This is a genomic window from Moraxella oblonga NBRC 102422, from assembly GCF_001598275.1.
Lineage (GTDB): Bacteria > Pseudomonadota > Gammaproteobacteria > Pseudomonadales > Moraxellaceae > Moraxella > Moraxella oblonga.
Window position 1 is genome coordinate 1 of record NZ_BCYQ01000035.1, and the last position, 23888, is coordinate 23888.

General features: G+C 36.9%; 22 protein-coding genes. 10 read left to right on the top strand and 12 right to left on the bottom strand.

Features of this window, described 5'->3' with window-relative positions; genetic code table 11:
- Nucleotides 1-317: 317 nt before the first annotated feature.
- The 7 genes from MOB01S_RS09295 to MOB01S_RS09325 all read right to left on the bottom strand — a co-directional run bounded on the left by MOB01S_RS09295 (nucleotide 318) and on the right by MOB01S_RS09325 (nucleotide 5208).
- Nucleotides 318-632: a hypothetical protein gene (locus MOB01S_RS09295; RefSeq protein ID WP_066804368.1), complete on the bottom strand. Its 315-nt coding sequence runs from the start codon at nucleotides 630-632 to the stop codon at nucleotides 318-320.
- Nucleotides 629-982 carry a hypothetical protein gene (locus MOB01S_RS09300; RefSeq protein ID WP_066804371.1) on the bottom strand — a complete coding sequence of 118 codons (354 nt, stop codon included), beginning with the start codon at nucleotides 980-982 and terminating at the stop codon, nucleotides 629-631. Before MOB01S_RS09300 ends, MOB01S_RS09295 begins: the two co-directional genes overlap by 4 nt.
- Before the next feature lie 57 nt (nucleotides 983-1039).
- Entirely contained in the window at nucleotides 1040-1375 is a 336-nt protein-coding gene (gene grxD / locus MOB01S_RS09305) for a Grx4 family monothiol glutaredoxin (RefSeq protein WP_066804374.1), read from the bottom strand.
- A 388-nt stretch (nucleotides 1376-1763) separates the two neighbouring features.
- Nucleotides 1764-1913: a hypothetical protein gene (locus MOB01S_RS12380; RefSeq protein WP_157073955.1), complete on the bottom strand. Its 150-nt coding sequence runs from the start codon at nucleotides 1911-1913 to the stop codon at nucleotides 1764-1766.
- Between the two features lie 147 nt (nucleotides 1914-2060).
- The gene (gene ispF / locus MOB01S_RS09315; protein ID WP_066804384.1) at nucleotides 2061-2570 is read right to left on the bottom strand and encodes a 2-C-methyl-D-erythritol 2,4-cyclodiphosphate synthase; all 510 of its coding nucleotides are present in this window, start codon (nucleotides 2568-2570) and stop codon (nucleotides 2061-2063) included.
- A 369-nt stretch (nucleotides 2571-2939) separates the two neighbouring features.
- A complete protein-coding gene (gene folP, locus MOB01S_RS09320; protein WP_066804387.1) occupies nucleotides 2940-3830 on the bottom strand; it encodes a dihydropteroate synthase in 891 nt (296 codons plus the stop codon).
- Nucleotides 3831-3900: 70 nt separating this feature from the next.
- The gene (locus tag MOB01S_RS09325; RefSeq protein ID WP_066804390.1) at nucleotides 3901-5208 is read right to left on the bottom strand and encodes a PA14 domain-containing protein; all 1308 of its coding nucleotides are present in this window, start codon (nucleotides 5206-5208) and stop codon (nucleotides 3901-3903) included.
- 109 nt (nucleotides 5209-5317) lie between these two features.
- Here MOB01S_RS09325 and hflX point away from each other — a divergent pair, with 109 nt between their 5' ends.
- From hflX to MOB01S_RS09375, 10 genes are all read left to right on the top strand, one after another.
- The gene (gene hflX / locus MOB01S_RS09330; RefSeq protein ID WP_066804392.1) at nucleotides 5318-6700 is read left to right on the top strand and encodes a ribosome rescue GTPase HflX; all 1383 of its coding nucleotides are present in this window, start codon (nucleotides 5318-5320) and stop codon (nucleotides 6698-6700) included.
- Between the two features lie 288 nt (nucleotides 6701-6988).
- Complete coding sequence (locus MOB01S_RS09335; RefSeq protein ID WP_066804394.1) at nucleotides 6989-7402, top strand: hypothetical protein; 414 nt, start codon at nucleotides 6989-6991, stop codon at nucleotides 7400-7402.
- Entirely contained in the window at nucleotides 7389-8084 is a 696-nt protein-coding gene (locus MOB01S_RS09340; RefSeq protein ID WP_066804396.1) for an LrgB family protein, read from the top strand. The genes MOB01S_RS09335 and MOB01S_RS09340 overlap by 14 nt, the downstream gene beginning before the upstream one ends.
- Nucleotides 8084-8848: a nucleotidyltransferase domain-containing protein gene (locus MOB01S_RS09345; RefSeq protein WP_066804398.1), complete on the top strand. Its 765-nt coding sequence runs from the start codon at nucleotides 8084-8086 to the stop codon at nucleotides 8846-8848. Before MOB01S_RS09340 ends, MOB01S_RS09345 begins: the two co-directional genes overlap by 1 nt.
- Before the next feature lie 17 nt (nucleotides 8849-8865).
- Nucleotides 8866-9921 (top strand): DNA polymerase beta superfamily protein, encoded by a 1056-nt coding sequence (locus tag MOB01S_RS09350; protein WP_066804400.1) that lies wholly within the window; start codon nucleotides 8866-8868, stop codon nucleotides 9919-9921.
- Nucleotides 9922-9997: 76 nt separating this feature from the next.
- Entirely contained in the window at nucleotides 9998-10219 is a 222-nt protein-coding gene (gene infA, locus MOB01S_RS09355; RefSeq protein ID WP_066804404.1) for a translation initiation factor IF-1, read from the top strand.
- An 11-nt stretch (nucleotides 10220-10230) separates the two neighbouring features.
- Nucleotides 10231-10920 carry an esterase/lipase family protein gene (locus tag MOB01S_RS09360; RefSeq protein WP_281177246.1) on the top strand — a complete coding sequence of 230 codons (690 nt, stop codon included), beginning with the start codon at nucleotides 10231-10233 and terminating at the stop codon, nucleotides 10918-10920.
- 88 nt (nucleotides 10921-11008) lie between these two features.
- A complete protein-coding gene (locus tag MOB01S_RS09365) occupies nucleotides 11009-14377 on the top strand; it encodes a DUF6493 family protein (RefSeq protein ID WP_066804407.1) in 3369 nt (1122 codons plus the stop codon).
- Nucleotides 14378-14399: 22 nt separating this feature from the next.
- A complete protein-coding gene (locus tag MOB01S_RS09370; protein ID WP_066804410.1) occupies nucleotides 14400-15764 on the top strand; it encodes an SWIM zinc finger family protein in 1365 nt (454 codons plus the stop codon).
- A gap of 124 nt (nucleotides 15765-15888) precedes the next feature.
- Complete coding sequence (locus tag MOB01S_RS09375; RefSeq protein ID WP_066804413.1) at nucleotides 15889-16374, top strand: hypothetical protein; 486 nt, start codon at nucleotides 15889-15891, stop codon at nucleotides 16372-16374.
- A gap of 30 nt (nucleotides 16375-16404) precedes the next feature.
- On the opposite strand, the gene MOB01S_RS09380 is transcribed toward MOB01S_RS09375, so the two are convergent.
- The 5 genes from MOB01S_RS09380 to MOB01S_RS09400 all read right to left on the bottom strand — a co-directional run bounded on the left by MOB01S_RS09380 (nucleotide 16405) and on the right by MOB01S_RS09400 (nucleotide 23749).
- Entirely contained in the window at nucleotides 16405-17631 is a 1227-nt protein-coding gene (locus MOB01S_RS09380) for a TIGR03862 family flavoprotein (RefSeq protein WP_066804416.1), read from the bottom strand.
- Nucleotides 17624-18268, bottom strand: a complete 645-nt coding sequence (locus MOB01S_RS09385) for a class I SAM-dependent methyltransferase (protein WP_066804419.1) — start codon at nucleotides 18266-18268, stop codon at nucleotides 17624-17626. The genes MOB01S_RS09380 and MOB01S_RS09385 overlap by 8 nt, the downstream gene beginning before the upstream one ends.
- A 79-nt stretch (nucleotides 18269-18347) precedes the next feature.
- Nucleotides 18348-20705 carry a phosphoenolpyruvate synthase gene (ppsA, locus tag MOB01S_RS09390; protein ID WP_066804422.1) on the bottom strand — a complete coding sequence of 786 codons (2358 nt, stop codon included), beginning with the start codon at nucleotides 20703-20705 and terminating at the stop codon, nucleotides 18348-18350.
- Between the two features lie 114 nt (nucleotides 20706-20819).
- Complete coding sequence (cysG, locus tag MOB01S_RS09395; RefSeq protein WP_066804425.1) at nucleotides 20820-22190, bottom strand: siroheme synthase CysG; 1371 nt, start codon at nucleotides 22188-22190, stop codon at nucleotides 20820-20822.
- 170 nt (nucleotides 22191-22360) lie between these two features.
- Nucleotides 22361-23749, bottom strand: coding sequence for an amino acid permease (locus tag MOB01S_RS09400; protein WP_066804427.1), 1389 nt, complete (start codon nucleotides 23747-23749; stop codon nucleotides 22361-22363).
- Between the last annotated feature and the right edge of the window lie 139 nt (nucleotides 23750-23888).

Genomic DNA, 23888 nt, shown 5'->3' on the forward strand with positions numbered 1-23888 from the left:
AAAAGTCTTGGTGTCTTGTTTGCCACAAACAAATCTTAAAATATGCTTAGTTTGTTGGTTGATGGCAATCGGAGTTTAGTAATAGTTTTTAAAAATTTGCCATAACTGTGAACTTCATCAAACTCCACAATGTCAATTGGTTCATTATTTTGGTTTAAATTGACATTAAGCAACCCTAAAAATAGGCATTGTTGATGGATTTGTTTAAATCTAGGACAATGGTACGTTACCTATTGCCATTTAATTTAGGATAAAAAATGGGGGGTCGTAGTGTGGTCTTAATTAAGGCATGGTTTTGAACCATGCCAATATTAGCACTAGATATACTGGGTACGCATTTCTTTGGGTAATTTCTCTAGTAATGACAACCTCATGTTGTCATCGCCATTTTTCATCACCATCTCAATAAGTGGCAATCCATCAAATGGCAAATCATCAACTTTTTGGGCAAAAACCGCCAAATAATACGCCCCATCCACATCGCCATCTTCTATGACTCTATCATACACAGATTGAAACGCCAACTCAGTAGCACCTTTATGGCAAATCAATAAATGAATGGCTTGCAATGCCGTATGTGGTGTCTGGCACAACTGGATGATTTGTTGGGAAATCGCCTGCTGGTCTGTCATGCTTGATTTTCCTGTTGAAGTTCATCTAACATCTCACGATTAACCCCCTCTGTAATCGTTTCATTTAAATCATCACCAAAATCAGACACCAACTCCAACAACGGCTGTATGTCTATCGTACGCTCAGATTCGGGCATGACCTGTAAGATACGCACCAAATAATAAGCGGATTTGACATCCATGTCCACACATGCTCTATGGCAAATCGCCTTAATCGCATCCTCCTCCACCGTCTCATGTCTAACCCAATGCATAATTGCCTTTGATGCTGTATCTGGCTCTTGGCACATTTCTGCGATTTCTTGGCTGATTTTACTAATCATATCCACATCTAGTTCTGTATTTGTCATATTTTACCTTTACTACAAATAAAAATCGGCTATCTCATAGCCGATTTGCGTTTATCATCACACTTCTGGGCTGTATTGCTCAATGAGTGGTTTTAGCTCGCCAGATTGGTACATTTGTAAAATAATATCGCTACCGCCAATCAACTCACCATTTACCCACAGTTGTGGAAAAGTTGGCCAGTTGGCAATGATGGGCAAAGTAGCACGAATCTCAGGATTTTCTAGGATATTAACAAAGGCAAATGGGCGACCGATTTGGCTTAGCACTTCCACCGCACGTGCTGAAAAACCACATTGGGGGAATTGTGGTGTACCTTTCATGTATAGTAGGACAGCATGGTCTTTGATTTGGTTTTCAATCAATGATTTGATTTCTGGATTGATATCAGTCATGGCTAACTCCAAATGAAAATTTGTATTATTATGGGGTTTAATGGGTTTATTTACAAGCATTTTTTAAAATTTATTTATTAACACATAGGCAACTAGGGAGCATAACCGTTTACCAAAAACACATAAATCTCATCATCTGTTTTTATGGCGACTGCCATGCCCGACCAAATCTCTCAAAAATCCTAAATTCACCCACCCAAAATCAGAACATTCGTTTACATTATACAAAAAAAAATCAGGTTTGATTAAATACGCTTGCCAGTTTTTAGATTGTTTATCAAAAATTGCAAAACAATCCAAAATAAGTTTTTTTAGCCAGTCCTTTATCCATTGGGTTGACCGAACGGCGATAAATCTCACCACCACACATCATGTCTAGTAAGTGTGATTAATAGGGTTGGAGCGATTGCTTGACAATCCAAGCAAGCTTTGCCATTATAGATACTACCTGCTTTTGGCACAGCAACCATACCAACCACTGGACTTGACACAAAAGATGATAATCCCCATAACCACGCTCCAAATCTTGGATACGCATGGCAACACAAACGTTCCCGCCTGCAAATGACGAAGTAAAACCTCACCCATATCATCGGTATCTATAGATATACAAAATCAAGCAACATGGGATTGCTGTTGGCAGTTTTTTCCAAAACCGCAAGCAATTCATCAAATGCGGTCAACATCATACCAATCCCAAAATACCTCCAGAAAAAGCCTGACTTTTAGCCAATAGTACCACCGCACTGGCATAAATGCCCTCCCCTCGCCCTATCCAGCCCATTTTTTCATTGGTGGTGGCTTTAATGCTTACACAGTCAACACCAACCGCTAAAATACTGGCGATACACTCACGCATGGCGGTATTGTGAGGGGCAAGTTTAGGAGCTTCACAAATGACAGTCATATCAGCATTAATCACAAAATAACCCTTTGATTTGATTAAGTCATTAACCGTTTTAAGCATTTTTTTGCTGTCCGCCCCCTTAAAAGCAGGATCAGTATCAGGAAAATGCATACCAATATCGCCCAGTGCCAATGCACCAAGCATAGCATCCATTAGGGCATGAAGCAATACATCGCCATCTGAATGTGCCTTGATGCCATGCGTATGGGGAATCTGTATACCACCCAGCGTTACAAAATCACCTTCACAAAAAGCATGTACATCAATACCTTGACCTATTTTTAACATAAAGATTCCTCATTTTTCAACACAAACATACCAAAAATCATGGCAATATCGCCTTGATTGGTTTTTAAAAATTCAATGTGTATGCTTACCAAGTTTTGCAATGTGGTTATGCTAAGATTTTGTAAATTAATTATCAGTTATTTGCATATCCAAAAATTAAAAGTTGATCCAACTTTTAATAGCTACCTACAAAACTTAAAATGAATAAAAACATTCTTAACCTTTTAATAAACTTAAAAAAAGCCAGTTTTGTAGAAAATCAGATATTACATAATAATAAATTCACCAATTTCTCACAATCATCGTTATCACAAAGACCGACAATCTAGACAATCTCAAATATCAAATATTGTATACAAAAGCACCTCATCAATCATCATCAATCCGATCGGCAAGCGAATACCATACCGCAAGTGCCTCCATCGTCTGTGCCACATTGTGTGTACGAATGATACTTGCCCCTTGTGCTACCGCCAAGAGGGCAAGAGCGGTGCTGGCGGTGTCTCGCTGGGTGGGCGTGGTGCTTTGGTAGTGAGGCAGTTTGGTATTGGCAAGTAGTTCGCCCAAAAAACGCTTGCGAGAAACACCAAAGAGCATCGGATAGCCCAATTTACCAAATTCACCCAAATTCTTGACCATCTGTATATGATGGTCATACCTTTTGGCAAAACCCATACCCACATCAATGATGATATTGTCGTGGCGAACCCCTGCTTGTGTCGCCCTATCCACAAGCCTGCCAAGCTCTGCCATCACTTCACTTACCACCTCATCATAGACCGCCATTTTATCCATTGTGGCAGGCTCACCACGAGCGTGCATAATCACCACAGGAAGCCCAAGACGGCTTGCCATCTCTACCGCCCCCGCTCGTTTTAGACCACGCACATCATTCCACATATCCGCCCCCAAATCCGCCATCGCCTCCATCACAATAGGGCTACTGGTATCAATGGATAGCCAAAGATTGGGATAAGTTTTTTTAATCTGTTCCACAATGGGCGTTAAGCGTGCCAATTCTATTTCATCGCTGATTGTATCGGCATTGGGGCGAGTGGATTCTGCACCAATATCAACAATATCCACGCCTTGTTTTATCATCTCATCAACCCGTGCCAATGCCGTATCAATGGCATTAAACTCTCCACCGTCCGAAAACGAATCAGGCGTGATATTTAAAATGCCCATTATTCTGGGTTTGGATAAATTTAAAATTTTACCATTAGCGGATAAGGCAAAATTGGGTAAAGGATTGAACATTTTTAATTCCTAAATTGATTAAACACTTATTTCTAATTAGAAATAAGTATAACAAATATTAATGGATATTTCAATCCAAAATCAATTGATTTTCTTTTGGAATGGTTTTATAAACTTTGCAAGAATGTTTTAACTTTTTAACCAAATTATCCCTATCCAATGCTAATTTTTTGTAATTGGGATTTTGATACTGATAAGTCGGTAAATCAATGTTATCAAGGCTATAATCACCACTAAACCCAACAATGGGAATTTTGTATTTTTGGGTTAATGTTGATAAAGTATGATAGGGATTTTCTTCATTTTTGCATTGTAATTGACCGTCATCAAAACACAAACATTGCACTTTTGGGTCATTGATGGTTTCACCAAAACTCTCACCCATATTTATTAGTCTGTCTTTATCAATCCCTTCCACAATACTCCCATCTATGCCACTGCCATAAATGACTGCTTTGATATGTTGTTTGTCATTGCTATTAATTTGCCATATTGTAGGCTTAATGGACGATAAAAATATTACCATTGGGTTATTAATTTGATTAATGTTTACTTTTACGACATTTTCAATGGGTTCGTGAATGCCTGCATAATAAGCGGTTAGATTGGGGTATTGGCGTTTTAACTCGTTTAGTTTGGTGGTGGGATTTTCTGGGTTTTTAAATTTATCCAGCTCCAATAAATGAAAAGCAAAATCCACAGTTAGCCAATGACTTAGATATTCTATTTGTACTTTATATTTGCCTTTGGGTAGATGAATTAGGCGATGGGGGTGCCGTGTTTTTTCATCAAAAATAATATGATTATCAATACTCACTCGCACATCGGCAAAGTTATTATCAATGTCTAAGCGATAATCCGTATCTTGATTGACAATCAATTCCTTTGCCCAAAACCCTGCAAAATTCTCGGCATTATCAATGCCCATTTCATAAAATTTGCCATTTTGACTGGGGGTAATCACAACTTTGCCAACATTGCCTTGCCAAGCGATTGGATTTGGCTTGTTTTTATCAAAATAATAGGTCAAATAATTATCGCTAGGCAAGGTGTTATTTTCAAGCAAACAATCACCCCAAGTTTTTTCTGCTTTTTTAAAATAACTTAATTCTCTTACAATGGAATAATCTTCCATCGGTTCTGGATTGATTTCTGGGTAATAATTGTGCAAAATAGAAATTTTTTTGCCATTGTCTTCTTGTGCTGATTGCTCATTTGATAAATGAGCAAAATATTCTATTGGCTTAAAATCTGATAAGCAAGTGGGTTTTTTGATTTGATTGATGGTTAATGGATTGGATTCTTGGATTTTATTTGAACCACAGGAGATTAATAACAAACCACTTAATATAAAGGATAAAAATTTAAATTTTTTCACTGGTAATTTCCCAAAAAATAATTAAAAAATACAATTAAAATCCACTTGCAAAAAATAATAACTTATGCCATTATATCACAGCTAAATTTTAAATCAATTAGGAAAATCTTTGCACTATTTTGAACAACACAAAAGTACAGAAAAAGCCATTTTGGTGCATTGTGTATTTAAATCGCTTGAATTTGCCGATAATCAAAACGATTTGGACGAATTTGCCCTGCTTGCCACTTCTGCTGATGCCGTTATTTTGGATACCATTACAGGAGTGATGAACAAGCCCAATGCCAAACTATTTATTGGAACAGGTAAGGCGGACGAGATTGCCCAAAGAGTTGCCCAATTAGAGGCGGACATTGTACTGTTTAATCATACGCTAACACCCAGCCAAGAGCGAAATTTGGAGAAGCATTTAAAATGCAAAGTCATTGACCGTATGGGGCTGATTTTGGACATTTTTGCAAGGCGTGCCAGAACTTATGAAGGCAAATTGCAGGTAGAGCTTGCCCAGCTAACCCATTTATCATCAAGGCTTGTGCGTGGCTATGCTCATCTTGGGCAACAAAAAGGCGGTATCGGTCTTCGGGGGCCGGGTGAAACCCAGCTTGAAACCGACAGACGGCTGCTTCAAGTGCGAGTAAATCAGCTCAAAGACAAGCTCTCAAAGGTCAAGCAAACCCGCCAAATCGGACGAGCCAAACGCACCAAATCATCCACGCCCACCATCTCACTTGTGGGTTATACCAACGCAGGCAAATCCACGCTGTTTAATGCTTTGACAGGCGAGAGCATTTATAGTGCCGACCAGCTATTTGCCACACTTGACCCCACTTTGCGTCAGCTTGACTGGCAGGGCGTGGGCAAGGTGGTTTTGGCGGATACGGTGGGCTTTGTGCAAAATTTACCGCACGAGCTGGTGGAGAGCTTTCACGCCACGCTTGAAGAGACTTTGGAGGCGGATTTACTCCTTCATATTATTGATAGCAGTAGCGATAATCGTCTTGAACAAATAGAGGCGGTCAATGCTGTATTATCAGAAATTAAAGCACAGGCACCCATCTTATCGGTTTATAATAAAATTGATAAAACCAAAGAAACACCTGCTATTTATTATGATAATACAATCCCAAGCCGTGTTTATATCTCCGCTCATCAAAAATTGGGTTTTGATGAATTAAAAAGAGCGGTGCAAGAATTATTGGTGGGTCACTTATCCCAATTTACACTCACATTGCCGTATGACGCAGGGCAATTTAAAAATACCCTACATGAGCTTGGGGTGATTGAAGGGCATGGTTTTGATGATACAGGGCATGAAGTACTAACAATTCGCCTTGCCAAAGATAAATTAAAAGAACTGCTTGGCAAATACCACCTAAACCCCTTTGACGTACTACCACCACACGAAGCAAGTGCTTTTTTACCTGTGCTTGAAGAATTTGAAAAGGTAGAAATCAAATCCAACGAGGACGATTTAGACCCATTTTATTTATAAATCCTTACAGCAATAATGATAATACACTCCTTAAAATCTTTGAAATGGTGATTTTAAAAGACCTATCGCTTGGCTCTTATGGTTACACCCTTGATATCAAGCCAACCGATAGACATTTATCACAAGGATTGACATATTAACAATCAAGCGATTTCATTATATTTTCATGGTAAATATCCAAAAGCATTATCCATTTTTTTACAAAATATTCAACATTTGCCTAAAAAACCTTGACCACATAAACAGATTTTGTTTTAATAAAACTCCAACTGCCACAAGGAAAAAGTCATGAAATCGCCCTATCTCACCACCTCCCCCACCTTTTGGTTGGGTATGCTTGCCACCATCGCCATCGTGGTAGGAGTGCGTGAGCTTGCGTTGGTCGTTTGTACCGCTTTGGGCATGCCCACCGCCACCAACATCGTAGGGTTGGTGTCTTTGTTTATTATTCTCATAGGGGTAAGATTAGCAAAGGGCAGTTTACCTCATTGGCTATCATCATCGGCAAGCGTGCTACTTGTGGATAGTGGATTTGCCTTTTTGCCTGTGTCAGCAGGGGCAGGGATTTTGCTGTTTGGGCTTGGGTCGGATTTGCCTGCAGTATCTGCAGTAATTATCATCAGTACAGTGATACCACTTTGGGCATTTGCCAAATTGTCCGAAAAATGGCTCAATCAAGGAGACACCAATGCCAACCCTTGATAGCACCACCATCATCATTGCCTTTATCATCACGCTCATCGCTCATGTCGGGGCAAAATATGTGCTACGCTATATCAACAAATACTATCGTGGCGTACCAATGATTATCATCGCCATTATTTTAACGCTCATCATTTTAACACTCATTCAGCTTCCTTATGCCACCTACTACGCCCATGCCAAACCTGTGTTTGACCGTCTTTTGGGTTATAGCACCGTGCTACTTGCCGTACCGCTTGCAGGCATGGATTTTAAGGGCTTGCCCATCAAAAAACTCTCTGTCATTGTCCTATTGGCAAGCCTTGTGGGGGCAATTGTGCCGATGAGCTTGGCTTATGTATTTGCCCTAAACATGGATACCATTTTAGCCTTTGCCACCCGTTCAGTTACTACCCCAGTAGGACTATCAGTCGCCCAAATCATCAAAGCTCCACTTGTCATGGCAAACCTCATCATCATCGTCTCAGGCATTTTGGGGGCAGGCGTGTGCCGAATGGTATTTAAAAACGTCAAAGACGATAGAGCCAAAGGCTTGGCATTGGGCTTGGTTGCTCACGCCATTGGCACGGTAGAGGCATGGACAATCAGCCCCACCGCAGGACGATATTCTGCATTTGGCTTGGCGATTAATGGGCTGGTTACAGCCGTTTGGCTACCTATTGCACTGACTTGGTTGTTATAATGAATACTCAAATAATAGATGTTTTACATACAACTTGCCAAAATCACACTATCACGCCACTACACGCCATAGAGAGTGGCAGTCGTGCTTGGGGTTTTGCAAGTCCTGACAGTGATTATGATGTTAGGTTGGTTTATCATCATCACCCTGATTGGTACTTACAAATCTATCATGGCAAAGATACTTTTGAATTTATCAATCATCAATTATTTGATGTACCTTTTGATATTGGTGGTTGGGACATCAAAAAAGTGCTTACTCACATTCATAAATCCAATGCTGTAATTTTTGAATGGATTAACTCTCCCATTGTTTATCACAGCAATAGCGATTTTATACAATCAATTAAATCCATTCAGTATGATTTTTTTAACCCACAATCTGTTTATCATCATTATCAAGGTCTTGCCAAAAAATCCATGTTAGATTTGGATTTAAACAGCCCCATCAAACTTAAAAAATGGTGCTATCTCATTCGTGCATTATTAGCAAGTTTATGGATAGATGATTATCAAAGCATACCACCTGTGCTAATGAGTGAAATGTTCATTTTATTGGATAAGCATGACACCAACCAAATAAAAGAAGTTTTAACCATCAAACAATCTTATGATGAAAACCATTTATACCAATTATCACCATCATTACAAAAATTTACCATCAGCCTTTATCAAAATACCCAAAACATGATTTTTACACAAAAGCCAAAAGGTGATGTTGATGTACTAGATAAATTATTTAGAAAAACAGTTTTTAATATTTAGCAGTAAAGACAAATATTATGATAGATATTAACTATTTAAAAGCCCATGATTTGATTTTATTAGAATGTATCTCTGGCAGTCGTGCCTATGGCTTAGACACACCCACATCAGACACCGACATCAAAGGGGTGTTTTATCTACCAAAGCCACATTATTATGGCTTGCACGATGATTATATTCCCCAAATCAGCAATGCCACCAATGACGTGGTGTATTATGAATTGGGTAGATTTGTAGAATTGCTGTTGCAAAATAACCCCAATATCATGGAATTGCTTGCCACGCCATCTGATAAAATCCTATATAAACACCCGCTCATGAACCATTTTAAGACCGAATGGTTTGTTTCTAAAATTTGTCAAAAAACCTTTGCAGGATTTGCCCTAAGTCAAATCAAAAAATCTCGTGGGCTTAATAAAAAAATAAACAATCCCATGGCAAAAGAGAAAAAGAGCATTTTGGATTTTTGTGTGGTATTTGATAACCAAAAGAGCATTGATTTAAAAGACTGGCTCACCATCAATCATTTAGACCAATCCCAAATAGGTTTATCAAAAATGCCTCACAGTATCCATATGTATGCCATGTTTGTAGGTGATGATTTCAAAGGCATCATCAATCATGATGATGCCAACGATGTGGCATTAAGTTCTATTCCCAAAGGCTTAAATCCTATTGGCTATTTATCATTTAATCAAATGGGTTATAGTAAATACTGCCAAGATTATACAGAATATTGGCATTGGGTGGAACATAGAAATGACGAACGATACCACAACACACTCACACATGGCAAAGGTTATGATAGCAAAAACATCATGCACACATTTCGGCTTTTGTATACCGCATTAGATATTGCCAATTTAGGCAAGGTAGTAGTAAAAAGGGAAAATCGTGATGAACTTTTGGCAATAAAATCAGGGCAGTTTGATTATGATGAATTATTACAAAAAGCTGACCAACTCATCAAACAAACAACATTAGCATTTGAAAAAAGTCCATTGCAAGAACAGCCACAATATTACCTTGTCATCAAAACGTTGATAGAGATAAGAGAACATTTGTATTCTTAACCTTAAATAAAAGACACTAGATTTTTGCATAAAATTAAGGTAGAATAAGTCCTTATTTTTTAAATTTAAAGTACCTATGGCAAAAAAAGACGACATCATTGAATTTGAAGGCGAAGTGATCGATACTTTACCAAACACTCTTTTTAAGGTTCGACTTGACAACGGACACGAAATCATCGCTCACATTTCTGGTAAAATGCGTAAGCACTACATTCGCATTTTGACAGGTGACCGTGTCAAGGTTGAGATGACCCCCTACGACTTGTCAAAGGGTCGTATCACTTATCGTGGCAAATAAGTAGGCTAGTTTTGGCGACCACACAACGCAAAACCAATCCACCATTTGTCCTTTTGGTACATGGTCTGCATATGAATGGTTTGTATATGCGACCTCTCGCCAAAAAGCTCGCCCAAGCAGGGTTTGACAGCCACGCCCCCAGTTATCACAGTCTCACCCAATCCATTGACAAACACAGCCAACGTTTGCACACTTGGCTTAGTCATCATCATGACCCTACCAAACCCATTCATTTGGTCGGTCATAGTTTAGGTGGGTTGGTGATGCGTCATTTTTTGGCTCAGTATGGCAATTATTGGCAAATCGGTCGTTGTGTTACACTTGGCACACCCCACATGGGGAGTATCTGTGCCAACTATGCCAATCGCCTACTGCCACCCCTTGTCCATAAAGCCTACCCCAACGCCCTAGACGGTGTATGTGTGCCACCTCCCAATGGTGTGCCGTTTGGGGTTATTGCAGGTACTCGCTCGTTTGGGTTGGGGCTACCTCTATTGACCTATCACAATCATCGACACCACCTAGACCCAACCGCTCGCACCAATGATGGCACAGTTTATCTGTCTGAGACCACTTTACCTCAGGCGAGTGATTATCTGGTATTACCCGTCAGTCATACACAACTTATTTTAGATCGCCATGTTGCTAATGAAGTCATTCATTTTCTAAAATACGGTAAATTTAGCCAAACAAAAAACTGATTCACCCCCCTCCCCCTTTTTTTTTCTACATAGCCAAGCAAATTGTTTTATGCTACAATGAAACAAATTTTACGCATAAGGAAAGCAAATGTTATGCTATCTAACTTACCAAGACGAAACATCAGCAAAATTCTGGCAAATTAGTGTCAATGGCAATAACCATACCGTTACATTTGGTAGAATTGGCACAGCAGGACAAAGTAAAACCAAAACATTTGATGATGAAACAAGCTGTCAAGAAGATGCCCAAAAACTTATTAAAGCCAAAAAAGCCAAAGGTTATCAGGAAGATGGTACACCTGCTGAAATGCCCACAATAAATACCAACCATCATAATACTAAAAAAGACAAAACCGCCATTTTTACAGAATTTGATGAAATGATTAAAAATGGAGATTTAAATCAAATTATTCCTTTCTTAAATACACACAAACAAGGCAATATCAGCGAATTAAAAAAACGTTTAAATAAAGCTCGTCATTATTATTTAGATTGGCAAGATTTAAGTAACAATGGAAAAACTAATTGGGGCATAAGAGGTGATGCCAATCACCAACGAATGTTATTTTGTCTGGCACTTGGACTATTCTCAGCCAGTGATTTTAATACTCGTTGGTTTAATTGTTTTAATGATGTTTTAAATTACATGAATGACCCAGAGTTTTACACTATCTATGATAAAAAAAATAATAAATATCAAATGATTTTTGATATTATCAAACATTTTGAATTTAAAGATGTATTTAACGCATTTTTTAACGAAGTTATAAAACAAGAAAGAATTTTAGATTACTGGTTATTAAGAAAATTAGAAACAGCTCATCTTATTGATTATCATGCTCAAATATTTGCTAATGCATTAGTAAATACGATGTTACCTAATAGAAAAGATTGGCAAAATCTTGTTAGTTTACCAATTTATAAACATCAATTTTTAAAATTAGATATTCCAAACCGTGATTTAATCAGTTTATTTGATTATGAAACCAGCATTTATTGGAGATCTTTTTGGGGTGTCAAAGAACAACCACATTCAACGAATGGAGAATATTGGCTCTATTTTATTCCAGAATATATCAAACTAGGGAAATTAGAACGGCAATTTGTTTTAGAAAAATGCCTTGAAATTCAATCTAATTTATGGAAACAAAACAGTAAGAAATTCTTTAAAGATTTATTTATCACTTTAAAACCAAGTGATGATGAATTATTAAATTTACAAGAACATCTCTTTGTATTATTATATAGTAATAATAAAGTAGCGATTAATTTTGCTATAGATACTATTAAATCTATTATTAATCATAAAGATTTTAAACTCAAGGAATTTCTATCATATTTAAACCCAATAATGATAAATATAGAATATAAAGGTACAATTAAAAATTTAATTATTTTATTTGACAAATTATTAAAACAAAATCATAAACTGATCATTCCATTATCATCTTTATTAAGTCATGTATTATTTGTATCAGATTTATCTTTACAAGAACGAGCGATAAAACTACTGGTTAAATATGCGAATAGTGAGATTTTGGGTGATGAATGGGAAAATTTACACAGTCATATCGAATCGATATTTCATAGTTTACCAAATGATATTCAAAACTTACTTACTCCTATTTATAAAGAAGAAAATACCCCTCAAAAAAATAATATTACAGAATTATTAACAACAATACATTATCATTATAATAGCAAAGTAACTATTGACTATTTTTCTGACCATAAAAAAATTACATTATATCAAGATTTTAATGATTTATTATTTAATTTTGGACAATTAGAATATTCTAAAAACCCTGTAGATATTGAAATATTTATGGCAAGTTGGTTACATTTAAAACCCAATCAGTTATTTACTGATAATAATTTAGAACAAGTAAAATCCGTTTTGGAAAAATATCGTCATAAATATTCTGAAAATCTCTTATTTAATTTATTTAAAATAGATTTTTTAAATGCAATTTTTGAGAATACTGATGAAAAAATTAATTTATCAGATTATTATTTTAAACAATTTAAATTTTTAAAATCCTATCAAGCAGTCATTCAACAATTTATTTGGCTTCATCAACAAAATATTGCTTTACCTTTACTATCTACACCAACTCATTTTCCCGCCTTTATTGAGCCTAAAATATTAGTAGAGCGTTTAATTGCTTATCAAAATGCTAATATAATGGTTGATTTAACTGATTATGCGGTTGCATTAGCTAGAATGCCTCGAGTAAATATTGAACCTGCTATTCTATTATTAGAGCAATTAGATAATGAATTAATTCTTGAAAGTTTAAAGTTAGCATTTGGTTTAATAGAATTAACCGAAACTTTACCTTCACCACATCAATCACAATTGATGCGTTTAAAATCCGTACAAGAAAATATAGATACATTAAATGCTGATGTCAATAAAAAACAAAAAATATTAGAAAAAAATTCTGAAAATCCTCATATTAAACAAGGATTATTGGACACACTAAAACAATCTATTAATAATACTTTAAAAATATTTGATGGTAAACATAAAGAAAGTTTTTATCAAGGGTGGCGTGGAGTATTTGCAACTATTGTGAAAACACATTATCCTCATATTATATTAGACTTTAATCATACAGACAGTAAATTATTTGATAAGATAATAATCAATCATGAAATTGGATTAGATTATCGACTAAGTCCTGTGATAGAACGAGAGTATGATTGGAATAAAGGCAAATGGTTTGATATACAAACAGGACAATATACCATTCAATTTCAAGTGGCAGAATATTTTAGACATGCTCATAGTAGTGATATTTATCGGCAAAGCTGTTATTATATAGGTAAAAATAATTATATCTATATAGATAGTTTGATTATTCACATTTTGTTATTAGCAAAATATTTAATGCCAATTAATCAAACAGATTATGATAAGTTTTTATCCAGCTATTTATTTTATGATGATAATGCTCTAAATAAACACACTTTACCATTATTAGAACGGCTCATGAATGATGATTATCCATATAATACCTATACACAATTTATTTTAGTGGCATGTTTATTTGCCAAAGATAAAGTAGTGCGATTAGCAGGTCTCGATACAATCATTTATGCCATTACCCAATTTAAATTAGACATTGAACTATTTTCTTGCCATAGCAGTCAATGGATAAATTATACTTCTGCTCCATTTAGCCGATATTTAGAATGCGTACAAAGTTTATCGCAATATGAACCGATTTATCAAACTGTCCTTTTAGAGATTATCGAAAAAACACTGATACTTCTTGATTTTAAAGATAAACTACCAACCCATTTTAAAAAATATTTGGAGATTTATTATCTATTATTAAATAATCTAAGTCAAAAACCAAGTGATAAAATCGTAAAAAAAATCCATGAGTTTTTATTATTGTCCAATGGATTAAAAACTATTGTCAATAAAATTGATAAATTATCTCATTAATATATTATGATAGGAGAATATCATGTCTGACATTTTAGAATTTTCATATCGAACCCAAAGCCGTATCATTAAACAACCTAGTTTCAATGAGTTATTATTATCACATCATACCGATATTGAAGAATTACAACAGATTCCTTGCTTTTTTTGGGGAGAAATGAAAGACCCTTTATTAACTGCCAAAGCCTTATTATGTATTAGTCGTGTGGTACGCTCCAGTTTTTCACCAATTCCAGTACGATTATTAGACCCTATTGTTACTGCAGGGCAAGAACAATTACGCTTTGAAGGTTTTTCTTCTTGTAATGGTGTATATGCACGGCTTGATATTTTATCCGATAATATTGATGGTGAATTTATTGCGAGTGGTACAACCAATGTAGATTTTAATGAACCCATGTTAAATGCATTAAACAGCATTAAAAAACAAGATTTAATGATGCTGGGGGTCGGTGAAAAAGAAGTTAAAATAAGTACAATAAAACATGATATTATTGAGAAAAAGGTAAAATTACCAGAACGTTGGATTAAAGGATTAACCAGTGTACAATTATATCTAGCAGAAATGAATGAATTATTCCGTCTTAATAAAATGCAAACTGTGCAATTCTTTAATCAATTACCTAAAACAAAAAATACTGCCACCATGTATTTAACTTATCGTGCTAATCGCTGTACCATTAGCCCTATTGCTACAGCCAATAGTATTCAAATTGGTGGTATAGAACGATTAAGATTGTTAGAAATGTTATTACCCTATATTGATGAAATGGTATTTTATCAAAATACTGAAAATCAAAATATAGATACTACTAATAATACAAATAAAAGTATGGCATTACAAATTTATATAAAAAATATGAGATTAACTTTAGCATTATCTCCTGATAATCATCGTGGTTTTTCTGGTGAAGGAAATATTCTAGAAAAAATGACCCATGAGTTACCTGTAGAATATATTTATGCTCTTAATTCTTTATTAAAAAGTAATGAAATATTTAATCCTACTTTATTATCCATAGAACAAGGGATTTATATTGGAGATATGGATAGTTTAACTGCTCATTTATCTGCTATTGGCATGTTGGGTTTTGATTTATATTCCAATCAGCATTTTTATCGCCGTTTACCTTTTAAAATGGAAAATATTTTATCGTTAAATCCACGTTTAAAAAATGCTAAAAAACTAATTAGTGATGAAAATATTAAAATTACTCATCATCATGCCAATGAATTATTGGCAACTGTAAAAAGTGGGGAACATCTTTATACAGTTTCAATTAAAAATAATGACTATAAATGCACTTGTCAATGGTATGCTAAATATCAAACTCATCGAGGATTATGTAAACATATTTTGGCGGTTAAAATGCTTGGTGATAGATAAAAAAATGATAAAAAAACCAATCTTTATTAACCGAAAATTTATTGGGGCATTTGCCTTATTAACAACTTTAAACGCTCGAACAAATGCGGATAAATTAGCGAAAGTATTTTTGGAATAATTAACAATGCAATACACCCAAACTAACGAATATTTTATCAGTATCAATGCCCTAAAAAGAGCATTATCGCATTTAATCCATTATGGCATTCACATTCCAAATAACATTCAAGAGTTTATCAATCAATTAAACCCTAATCATATTCAAAATCAAGCACATTTTAAAACCCTAAAACGCATTATTGAACAAGAACTCACAGAACGCGAAGATGACGGATTTCCAGAATCTTTATGTTTTGAATTTTTGTTAATTGCCATATCAGTATTGGATTTTTATGATGAAAATGATTTGGATATTTTAATCGGTATTCAAGATTCCGCCATTGAACTCTATGCCACTCAATTTGCCAATGAATATATGATAAATAATGGCAAACCTTATTATATTTTTTCGGACGATGAAAATGAAATGATTGAAAACAACCCACTTGCCATTCAAGAGAAAAACTCCCAAGAAAAAGATAGGGCATTTATTTATCAAAATACATTATAATATTAAATTTAATAGAATGTGGTATTTGTCTTACCTTTTTATTAAATTTAACACTTCCGCCACATTCTGCCCACAGCCCCGCCCTGTCGCAAAGCAAGCGGTCAATAAATATCCACCCGTTGGGGCATCAAAATCTAGCATTTCCCCACACACAAATACATAAGGATTGGATTTTAATTGAAAATAACTTAAACCATCAAATTTTACACCTCCTGCTGTGCTAATTGCCTCATCAATTGGACGAAAACCCTCAAAAGAAATAGGCAAATTTTTAATAAAAAATGCCATTTTTTCACCATTGTGCCAATATTGTTTATCAACGCATTCTCTTAATAAAGCGATTTTAATTTTATCCAATCCTGCCTTTTGCCATAGTGTATTTAAAGATTGTTTTTTTATGCTCTTTAATTTTGTCAACAATTTATCAAAATCAACATCAGGCAACAAATCCAAAGTTAGCATCAATTTACCAGTATGCTTAAACCCCTCTTTTAAATCCCTATTTAATTTATAAACCAGCCCACTTTCAAATCCATAATGAGTGATAATAATATCACCATTCTCTTTTTTATTACTTGTTTTGTGATTATTTTTTGGTTTATCATTATCAACCCAAGATGTTACTCTTTTTAATGGCTTTCCATAATATTCTACCATATAAGACGACCAATTATGACAAATACCAATATTGCTGGCAGTCATTGGATTTATTTCATTACTACCAAACCAACCAACCCATTCGCCTGTACTGCCCAATTTGGGATACGATAATCCACCACACGCCAAAATAATGGCATCAAACTTTTGAGAAAATTGATGATTGTCATTATCAAAATAGACTGTATGATTATCTACATTGATACATTTATGTTTATAAAAAAATTGTACCCCTTTATGTCTTAACTTATTAAGCCACGCTCTTAAAAATTGTGAACCTTTCATTGCCACAGGAAATAATCTACCTGTTGAGCCAATATAAGTTTCAACACCTAATTGATGACAAAAGCTCTCTATCCAATGACAATCATATTGCCGAATAAGATGAGCAAATGCCTTTGTGTCGTATCGGTCAATAAATTTATCAATTGGTTCATTATGGCTTAGATTTAATCCTGTTTTGCCTGCCCATAATAATTTTCGCCCTGCACTTGGCATTTGTTCATAAACACAAATATCACAATCAAAATCACTTAAATAATCGGCACACATTAAGCCACTTGCCCCAGCCCCAATAATAGCAATGCGTTTTTTAGTCATTGGCAGTATCCCATAAATGTTTTGGCAATATATCATCAAAACGGGTTTTGTAATTGGTGGGTTTGGTAATTATCAGTTCTTGGCATAACTCTCCTCTTGCCAAATATTTTATTTCAAAATGAGTTCTTTGTGAATGATTTGGAATAGTATTTTTAATAAAAGGTAATTGCCAAATTTTCTGTAAATTTTTTTCACTCTCTTTAATATAATCATCAATATTGCTGGCAATCGTAATGGTAGCATTATCTGCCATTCTAGATAATAAAAATTCAAAAAATGGCATATTGGTAAATCTTTGATTTTTATTATGTGGTTCTGGATTTGGATATAAAATAAAACATTCTGTGATTTGTTTTGGATAAAGAGCAAATACACTCCAAGCAATCGCATCAGCGTGAATGGGGAATAGATTGGGCGTATTGTCCGTTTTTAATTTTTGCATTGCCTCAAATTTATTGGCGGTGCGTTCTACGGCATATAACATTTTATCAGGATTATTTTGGGCAAATTGCAAAGCGTGCTTGCCCTTGCCTGCTCCGATTTCAAGACAAATAGGTACATTGGCAATTGGCACAAAATCTCGTGGAGTGTGCAATTGATGTATATCAAAAAGGCGATTAAAGCAATGACTTAACATATTTTTTTCCAAAATATATATTTTATAATAAAAGCAAAATAAGGCAACCCAAAGATTGCCTTATCATTAAAACCAAAAATTATTTGGCTAAAAACAACCAAGTATCTAACACCGTATCAGGATTTAATGATACTGAGCTAATACCCTGCTCCATGAGCCATTTGGCAAGGTCTGGGTGATCAGAGGGTCCTTGACCGCAAATGCCGACGTATTTATTTTGAGCTTTACAGGCATTGATTGCCATGCCAAGCAGTTTTTTGACCGCAGGGTCTCTCTCATCAAATAGATGTGAGACGATACCACTATCACGGTCAAGCCCTAGCGTGAGCTGTGTTAGGTCGTTTGAACCAATGGAGAAACCATCAAAGTGTTGCAAAAACTCATCAGCTAAGAGAGCGTTGGTGGGTAGCTCGCACATCATGATGATTTCTAAGCCATTTTCGCCACGTTTGAGACCATGCTTTTCAAGAAGCTCGATGACTGCTTTTGCCTCTCCTGTTGTACGCACAAAAGGAATCATGATTTTGACATTGGTCAGCCCCATGTCATCACGCACATATTTTAAGGCACGGCATTCAAGCTCAAAGCAATCACGGAAGTTCTCTGAAATATAACGGCTCGCCCCACGAAAACCTAGCATGGGGTTTTCTTCGTGTGGTTCGTAGAGCTTACCACCAATCAAGTTGGCGTATTCATTGGATTTAAAATCACTCATACGCACAATCACAGGCTTATCACTAAACGCCACCGCAAGGGTAGAAATACCCTCAATGAGTTTATTGATATAAAATTCAACAGGCGAATTATAGCCAGCAATACGCTCAAATACTTGAGTCTTGGTCTCTTGGGGCAAGGTATCCACATTGAGTAAAGCTTTGGGGTGAACACCAATCATGCGGTTGATGATAAATTCTAAACGAGCCAAACCCACGCCTTCGTTAGGAATTTGGGCAAAATCAAAGGCACGGTCAGGATTGCCCACATTCATCATAACCTTAAAGCTAAGCTGTGGCATACTGGCGACAGAATTTTTTTGTACTTCAAAATCCAAAAGACCATCGTAAATAAAGCCTGTATCACCCTCAGCACATGATACGGTAACTTCTTGACCATCAGTCAAAATCTCCGTAGCATTGCCACAACCAACGATGGCAGGCACGCCAAGCTCACGAGCGATGATGGCAGCATGGCAAGTACGACCACCACGATTAGTAACAATGGCGGACGCACGTTTCATCACAGGCTCCCAATCTGGGTCAGTCATGTCAGAAACCAGTACGTCGCCCTCCTCCACTTTACCCATTTCAGCAAGTGATGTTACAATACGCACCTTACCCGCCCCCACACGCTGACCGATAGAACGACCTTCGCACAGAACTTTTGCCTCTTTGGAATTAATGACATAACGCTCCATGCTGGTCTTGTCTTGGCGAGATTTGACTGTTTCGGGGCGAGCTTGGACGATAAACAGCTCACCTGTATCACCATCTTTTGCCCATTCAATATCCATTGGGCAACCGTAATGCTTTTCAATAATGAGAGCTTGTTTGGCAAGGGCGGTTAACTCATCAGTAGTAAGAGCAAACTGCTGGCGATCGGCTTTATCCACTTCCACAATTTTGGTAGAGCGTTTGGTGCTACCCTCATCGCCATAGACCATCTTGATGTGTTTTGAACCAAGATTGCGGCGAACCACCGCAGGACGATTTTCAGCAAGTAGTTTTTTGGATAAATAAAACTCATCAGGGTTTACTGCCCCTTGTACCACCATTTCGCCCAAGCCATAGCTTGCAGTGATGAACACCACATCATTAAACCCACTCTCAGTATCAAGTGTAAACATCACACCAGATGTGCCAGTTTCCGAACGCACCATGCGTTGAACGCCTGCCGACAACGCCACGCCTGCATGCTCAAAACCTTTGTGGACACGATAGGCAATCGCACGATCATTATACAGACTGGCGAAAACCTCTTTAATAGCAATCAGTACATTATCAATGCCACGAATGTTCAAAAAAGTCTCTTGCTGACCTGCAAAAGACGCATCAGGCAAATCCTCAGCAGTCGCACTTGACCGCACCGCCACCGCCACATCAGCACCACCTGTCAGCTCATCAAAAGCGGCACGAATCTCATCTTCTAAATCTTTGGGTAACTCTTGGGCGATAACCCAACCACGCACCTTAGCACCAACTTCGGCTAATTTTTCAACATCATCAACATTTAACCCTCTAAGTTCGGCATTGATTTTGTCAAGTAAGCCTGTTTCGTTTAAAAAACGGTTGAATGCTTCGGCAGTGGTGGCAAAGCCGTTTGGCACGGACACGCCCACATTAGCCAAATTACTAATCATCTCACCCAATGATGAGTTTTTACCGCCAACAATCTCTACATCATCTTTACCAAGTTTGCTAAATGGAATGACTTGTGCCATAAAACACCCCTAATTTATGTCAAATTATGTGAAAATTTGTCAAATTATAGCGATAAATTTACCAATACTCAATTTTATTTTATAAAAAAATGGTGGTATTTTTTATATAAATATCTATCTTTGTGAAAGAGTAACCACTTTTCCCACTATGATGATTGCAGGAGCAGGCAAATTGGCAACTGCTTGTTTTTCTACAATGTTACTCAAATTCCCAATCAGCACTTTTTGATTGGGCAAACTGGCATGAGAAATAATCGCCACAGGCATATCGCTTGGCAAGTCATTTATTAAACTTGCCACCACTTTTTCAAGGGCGTGCAAACCCATATAAAACACCAACGTTTCATCGGCTTGGTATGTGCTTTTTAACCCATTAAAATTCTTGTCCGCCTGATAGCACCCAGTCAAAAATCTGACCGAAGTCGCCACGCCCCGATGCGTAAGCGGAATGCCCGCACCGCTTGCTCCCGCTAGGCTCGCCGTAATGCCACAGACGATTTGATAGGGTATGCTTGCCATTTGGCACGCTTGCATTTCTTCGCCCCCACGCCCAAAAATAAAAGGATCTCCCCCTTTTAATCGTAATACTCGCTTACCTTGTTTTGCCAAATCCACAAGCATTTGATTGATTTCATCTTGAGATTTGGCATGGCAGGAGCGTTTTTTACCCACAAAGATTTTATCACTATCACGCCGACATAATTGTACAATCTCATCAGAAACCAAAGCATCATACAACACAACATCCGCCTGTTGCATTAATCGCAACGCCCTAAACGTTAATAAATCAGGACTGCCTGCACCCGCTCCAACAATATATACTTCACCTTGATTGTGATTGGATTTTTCAAAGTTGATTAATTGATTTTGCAATTCATCAAAATTAATATTTTGACTATGGGAAAACACGCCAATGCCATTTAAATTATCACCAAAAATTTTTTCCCAAAATTTACGTCTGGCATTGACATTGGGCAAACGTTCTTTAATCACATCTCTAAATTGACCTGCCACTTGTGCCAATTTTCCGATATTGCTTGGTAATACACTTTCTATTTTGGCACGGATAAGGCGAGCCAAAACAGGTGAATTGCCATTTGATGATATACTTACCATAATCGGAGCTCTATCAACAATCGCAGGAAAAATAAAATCACACAATTCTGGTGTATCCACAACATTTACCGCCAAGTTTAATACTTTGCAATCATAGTAAATTTGGCGGTTTAATTCATTGTCATCGGTCGCTACAATACAAAAAGCAAAATCAGCATTTAAATCATCTTTATCATAAGATTTGACAATCAATGTATGATTATCATCTTTTAACAATACTTTTAATTCATCATGAATATTTTTTGCAATAACAGTAATGCTTGCCCCTGCCGATTTGATTAGTGTGGCTTTACGAATGGCAACATCACCACCACCAATGATTAATACAGAGCGATTTTGCAGATTAAAAAATAAAGGTAGTGTGTTCATATTATCCTTTAAAATATATCAAACTCATAATAGCAGATTGTAAGATATTTACATCATAAAGAAAATTTACAAAATGGAATATGTTTATTCGTTTTGCACAACAAAAATAACAAAACCAATAAAAAAACCATCAATAAAACATCATTGATGGCTTTCATCCTCACTTTCTCTCATTCTGATTTTCTAAACCAACACAAATAAACACCCAACAAAACTGCCACCCACACAGGCACAAACAACAGCCCCTTGACGGTGTCAGGATTTTGGCTAAACAAATACAAAACCCAGCCAAAAAACACAAGCGTTAGATAAGATAAGGCTTTGCCATAGGGCATTTTGTAGCTTGAAGTTTGGTGTAGGTGTGGGGCGGTTTTGCGATAGCGTAAATACGCCAGCAAAATCACCGCCCAAATCAAAATAAAGCACACCGATGACACCGTGCTAATCAGCACAAAGGCTTGCACCACATTGTCCGCCCCATAAAGTAGAGCAAATGAGAGTGCCAAATACAATGCCGAATAAATCACACCATAAACAGGCACGCCTTGTTTGCTTAGTTTGCCAAATGATGTTGGGGCATTGCCCTGCATTGCCAAGCCATAGACCATACGAGATGCCGAGTACAGACCGCTATTGGCACTAGAAACCCCTGCCGACAACGCCACAAAGTTGATGACCCCAGCCACCGCCCCAAAGCCAAGCAGTCCAAATAATTGCACAAAAGGGCTAATCCCCACCCGAATGTCGGCTAAAGGAATAATCGCCAAAATTACCGCCAAACTGCCAACAAAAAAGAGCATTACCCGAATGGGAATTTGGTTAATCGCTTTGGGTAGATTTTCTTTGGGATTATTTGTTTCTGAACTTGCCGTGCCGACCAGCTCTGCCCCTGCATTGGCTTGCACGGCTAATTGAAAGGCGGCAAAAAACCCTGCCAAGCCTTGTGGCATAAAGTTTTGTGGATTGAATAAATTGCCAATGTCCGCCCGATACTCACCCACCTTTGCCCCTGTGATGAGCAAAACAAGCCCCGTACCAATGATGATAAACATTGTAATGACTTTGATAAGGGTAAGATAACTTTCCACCTCGCCAAACCATTTGACCGATAATAAATTGACAAAAACAATCAATGCAATGTTCAAAGTTGCTGGCAACCAAAGGGCAATATCTGGATACCAAAACTGCATATAACCTGTCATCGCAACGGTATTGGCAATGGCAATAATCAGCCAGCACAGCCAGTAGCTCCACCCCACCACAAAGGACGCACCACGCCCCAAATAACGGTCAATAACATCAATAAAGGAGCGAAAATTTAAATCCGACAACAACAGCTCGCCCATCGCTCGCATTACCAAAAACACAAATAAGCCCACCAAAGCATAGACTATCAGCACCGAAGTGCCAGCCAAACTGATGGTACGCCCAGCCCCTAAGAAAAACCCCGCCCCAATCACACCGCCAATGGAGAGCAGTTGTAAATGGCGAGCGTGTAATTGGCGGTTCATTTGGCGATTTGTGGTGGAATGGGTGGAATGATGAGTGTGTGTGGGCATTTGGCAAAACCTTTTGATATATTGATGATAAATTTGGCTTATTGTAATTAAAGCGGTTATGCCTATAAAATAATAATTTTGGATTTTTTTATTCTAAGATTGAATAAGAGTGTTTAGTCTGTTAAAATTTTGATATTAT

Coding starts and splice junctions, on each gene's coding strand:
- MOB01S_RS09295 (WP_066804368.1), bottom strand. CDS start 632: ATGACAGACCAGCAGGCGATTTCCCAACAAATCATCCAGTTGTGCCAG.
- MOB01S_RS09300 (WP_066804371.1), bottom strand. CDS start 982: ATGACAAATACAGAACTAGATGTGGATATGATTAGTAAAATCAGCCAA.
- grxD (WP_066804374.1), bottom strand. CDS start 1,375: ATGACTGATATCAATCCAGAAATCAAATCATTGATTGAAAACCAAATC.
- MOB01S_RS12380 (WP_157073955.1), bottom strand. CDS start 1,913: ATGCGTATCCAAGATTTGGAGCGTGGTTATGGGGATTATCATCTTTTG.
- ispF (WP_066804384.1), bottom strand. CDS start 2,570: ATGTTAAAAATAGGTCAAGGTATTGATGTACATGCTTTTTGTGAAGGT.
- folP (WP_066804387.1), bottom strand. CDS start 3,830: ATGTTCAATCCTTTACCCAATTTTGCCTTATCCGCTAATGGTAAAATT.
- MOB01S_RS09335 (WP_066804394.1), top strand. CDS start 6,989: ATGAAATCGCCCTATCTCACCACCTCCCCCACCTTTTGGTTGGGTATG.
- MOB01S_RS09340 (WP_066804396.1), top strand. CDS start 7,389: ATGCCAACCCTTGATAGCACCACCATCATCATTGCCTTTATCATCACG.
- MOB01S_RS09345 (WP_066804398.1), top strand. CDS start 8,084: ATGAATACTCAAATAATAGATGTTTTACATACAACTTGCCAAAATCAC.
- MOB01S_RS09350 (WP_066804400.1), top strand. CDS start 8,866: ATGATAGATATTAACTATTTAAAAGCCCATGATTTGATTTTATTAGAA.
- infA (WP_066804404.1), top strand. CDS start 9,998: ATGGCAAAAAAAGACGACATCATTGAATTTGAAGGCGAAGTGATCGAT.
- MOB01S_RS09365 (WP_066804407.1), top strand. CDS start 11,009: ATGTTATGCTATCTAACTTACCAAGACGAAACATCAGCAAAATTCTGG.
- MOB01S_RS09370 (WP_066804410.1), top strand. CDS start 14,400: ATGTCTGACATTTTAGAATTTTCATATCGAACCCAAAGCCGTATCATT.
- MOB01S_RS09375 (WP_066804413.1), top strand. CDS start 15,889: ATGCAATACACCCAAACTAACGAATATTTTATCAGTATCAATGCCCTA.
- MOB01S_RS09380 (WP_066804416.1), bottom strand. CDS start 17,631: ATGACTAAAAAACGCATTGCTATTATTGGGGCTGGGGCAAGTGGCTTA.
- MOB01S_RS09385 (WP_066804419.1), bottom strand. CDS start 18,268: ATGTTAAGTCATTGCTTTAATCGCCTTTTTGATATACATCAATTGCAC.
- ppsA (WP_066804422.1), bottom strand. CDS start 20,705: ATGGCACAAGTCATTCCATTTAGCAAACTTGGTAAAGATGATGTAGAG.
- cysG (WP_066804425.1), bottom strand. CDS start 22,190: ATGAACACACTACCTTTATTTTTTAATCTGCAAAATCGCTCTGTATTA.
- MOB01S_RS09400 (WP_066804427.1), bottom strand. CDS start 23,749: ATGCCCACACACACTCATCATTCCACCCATTCCACCACAAATCGCCAA.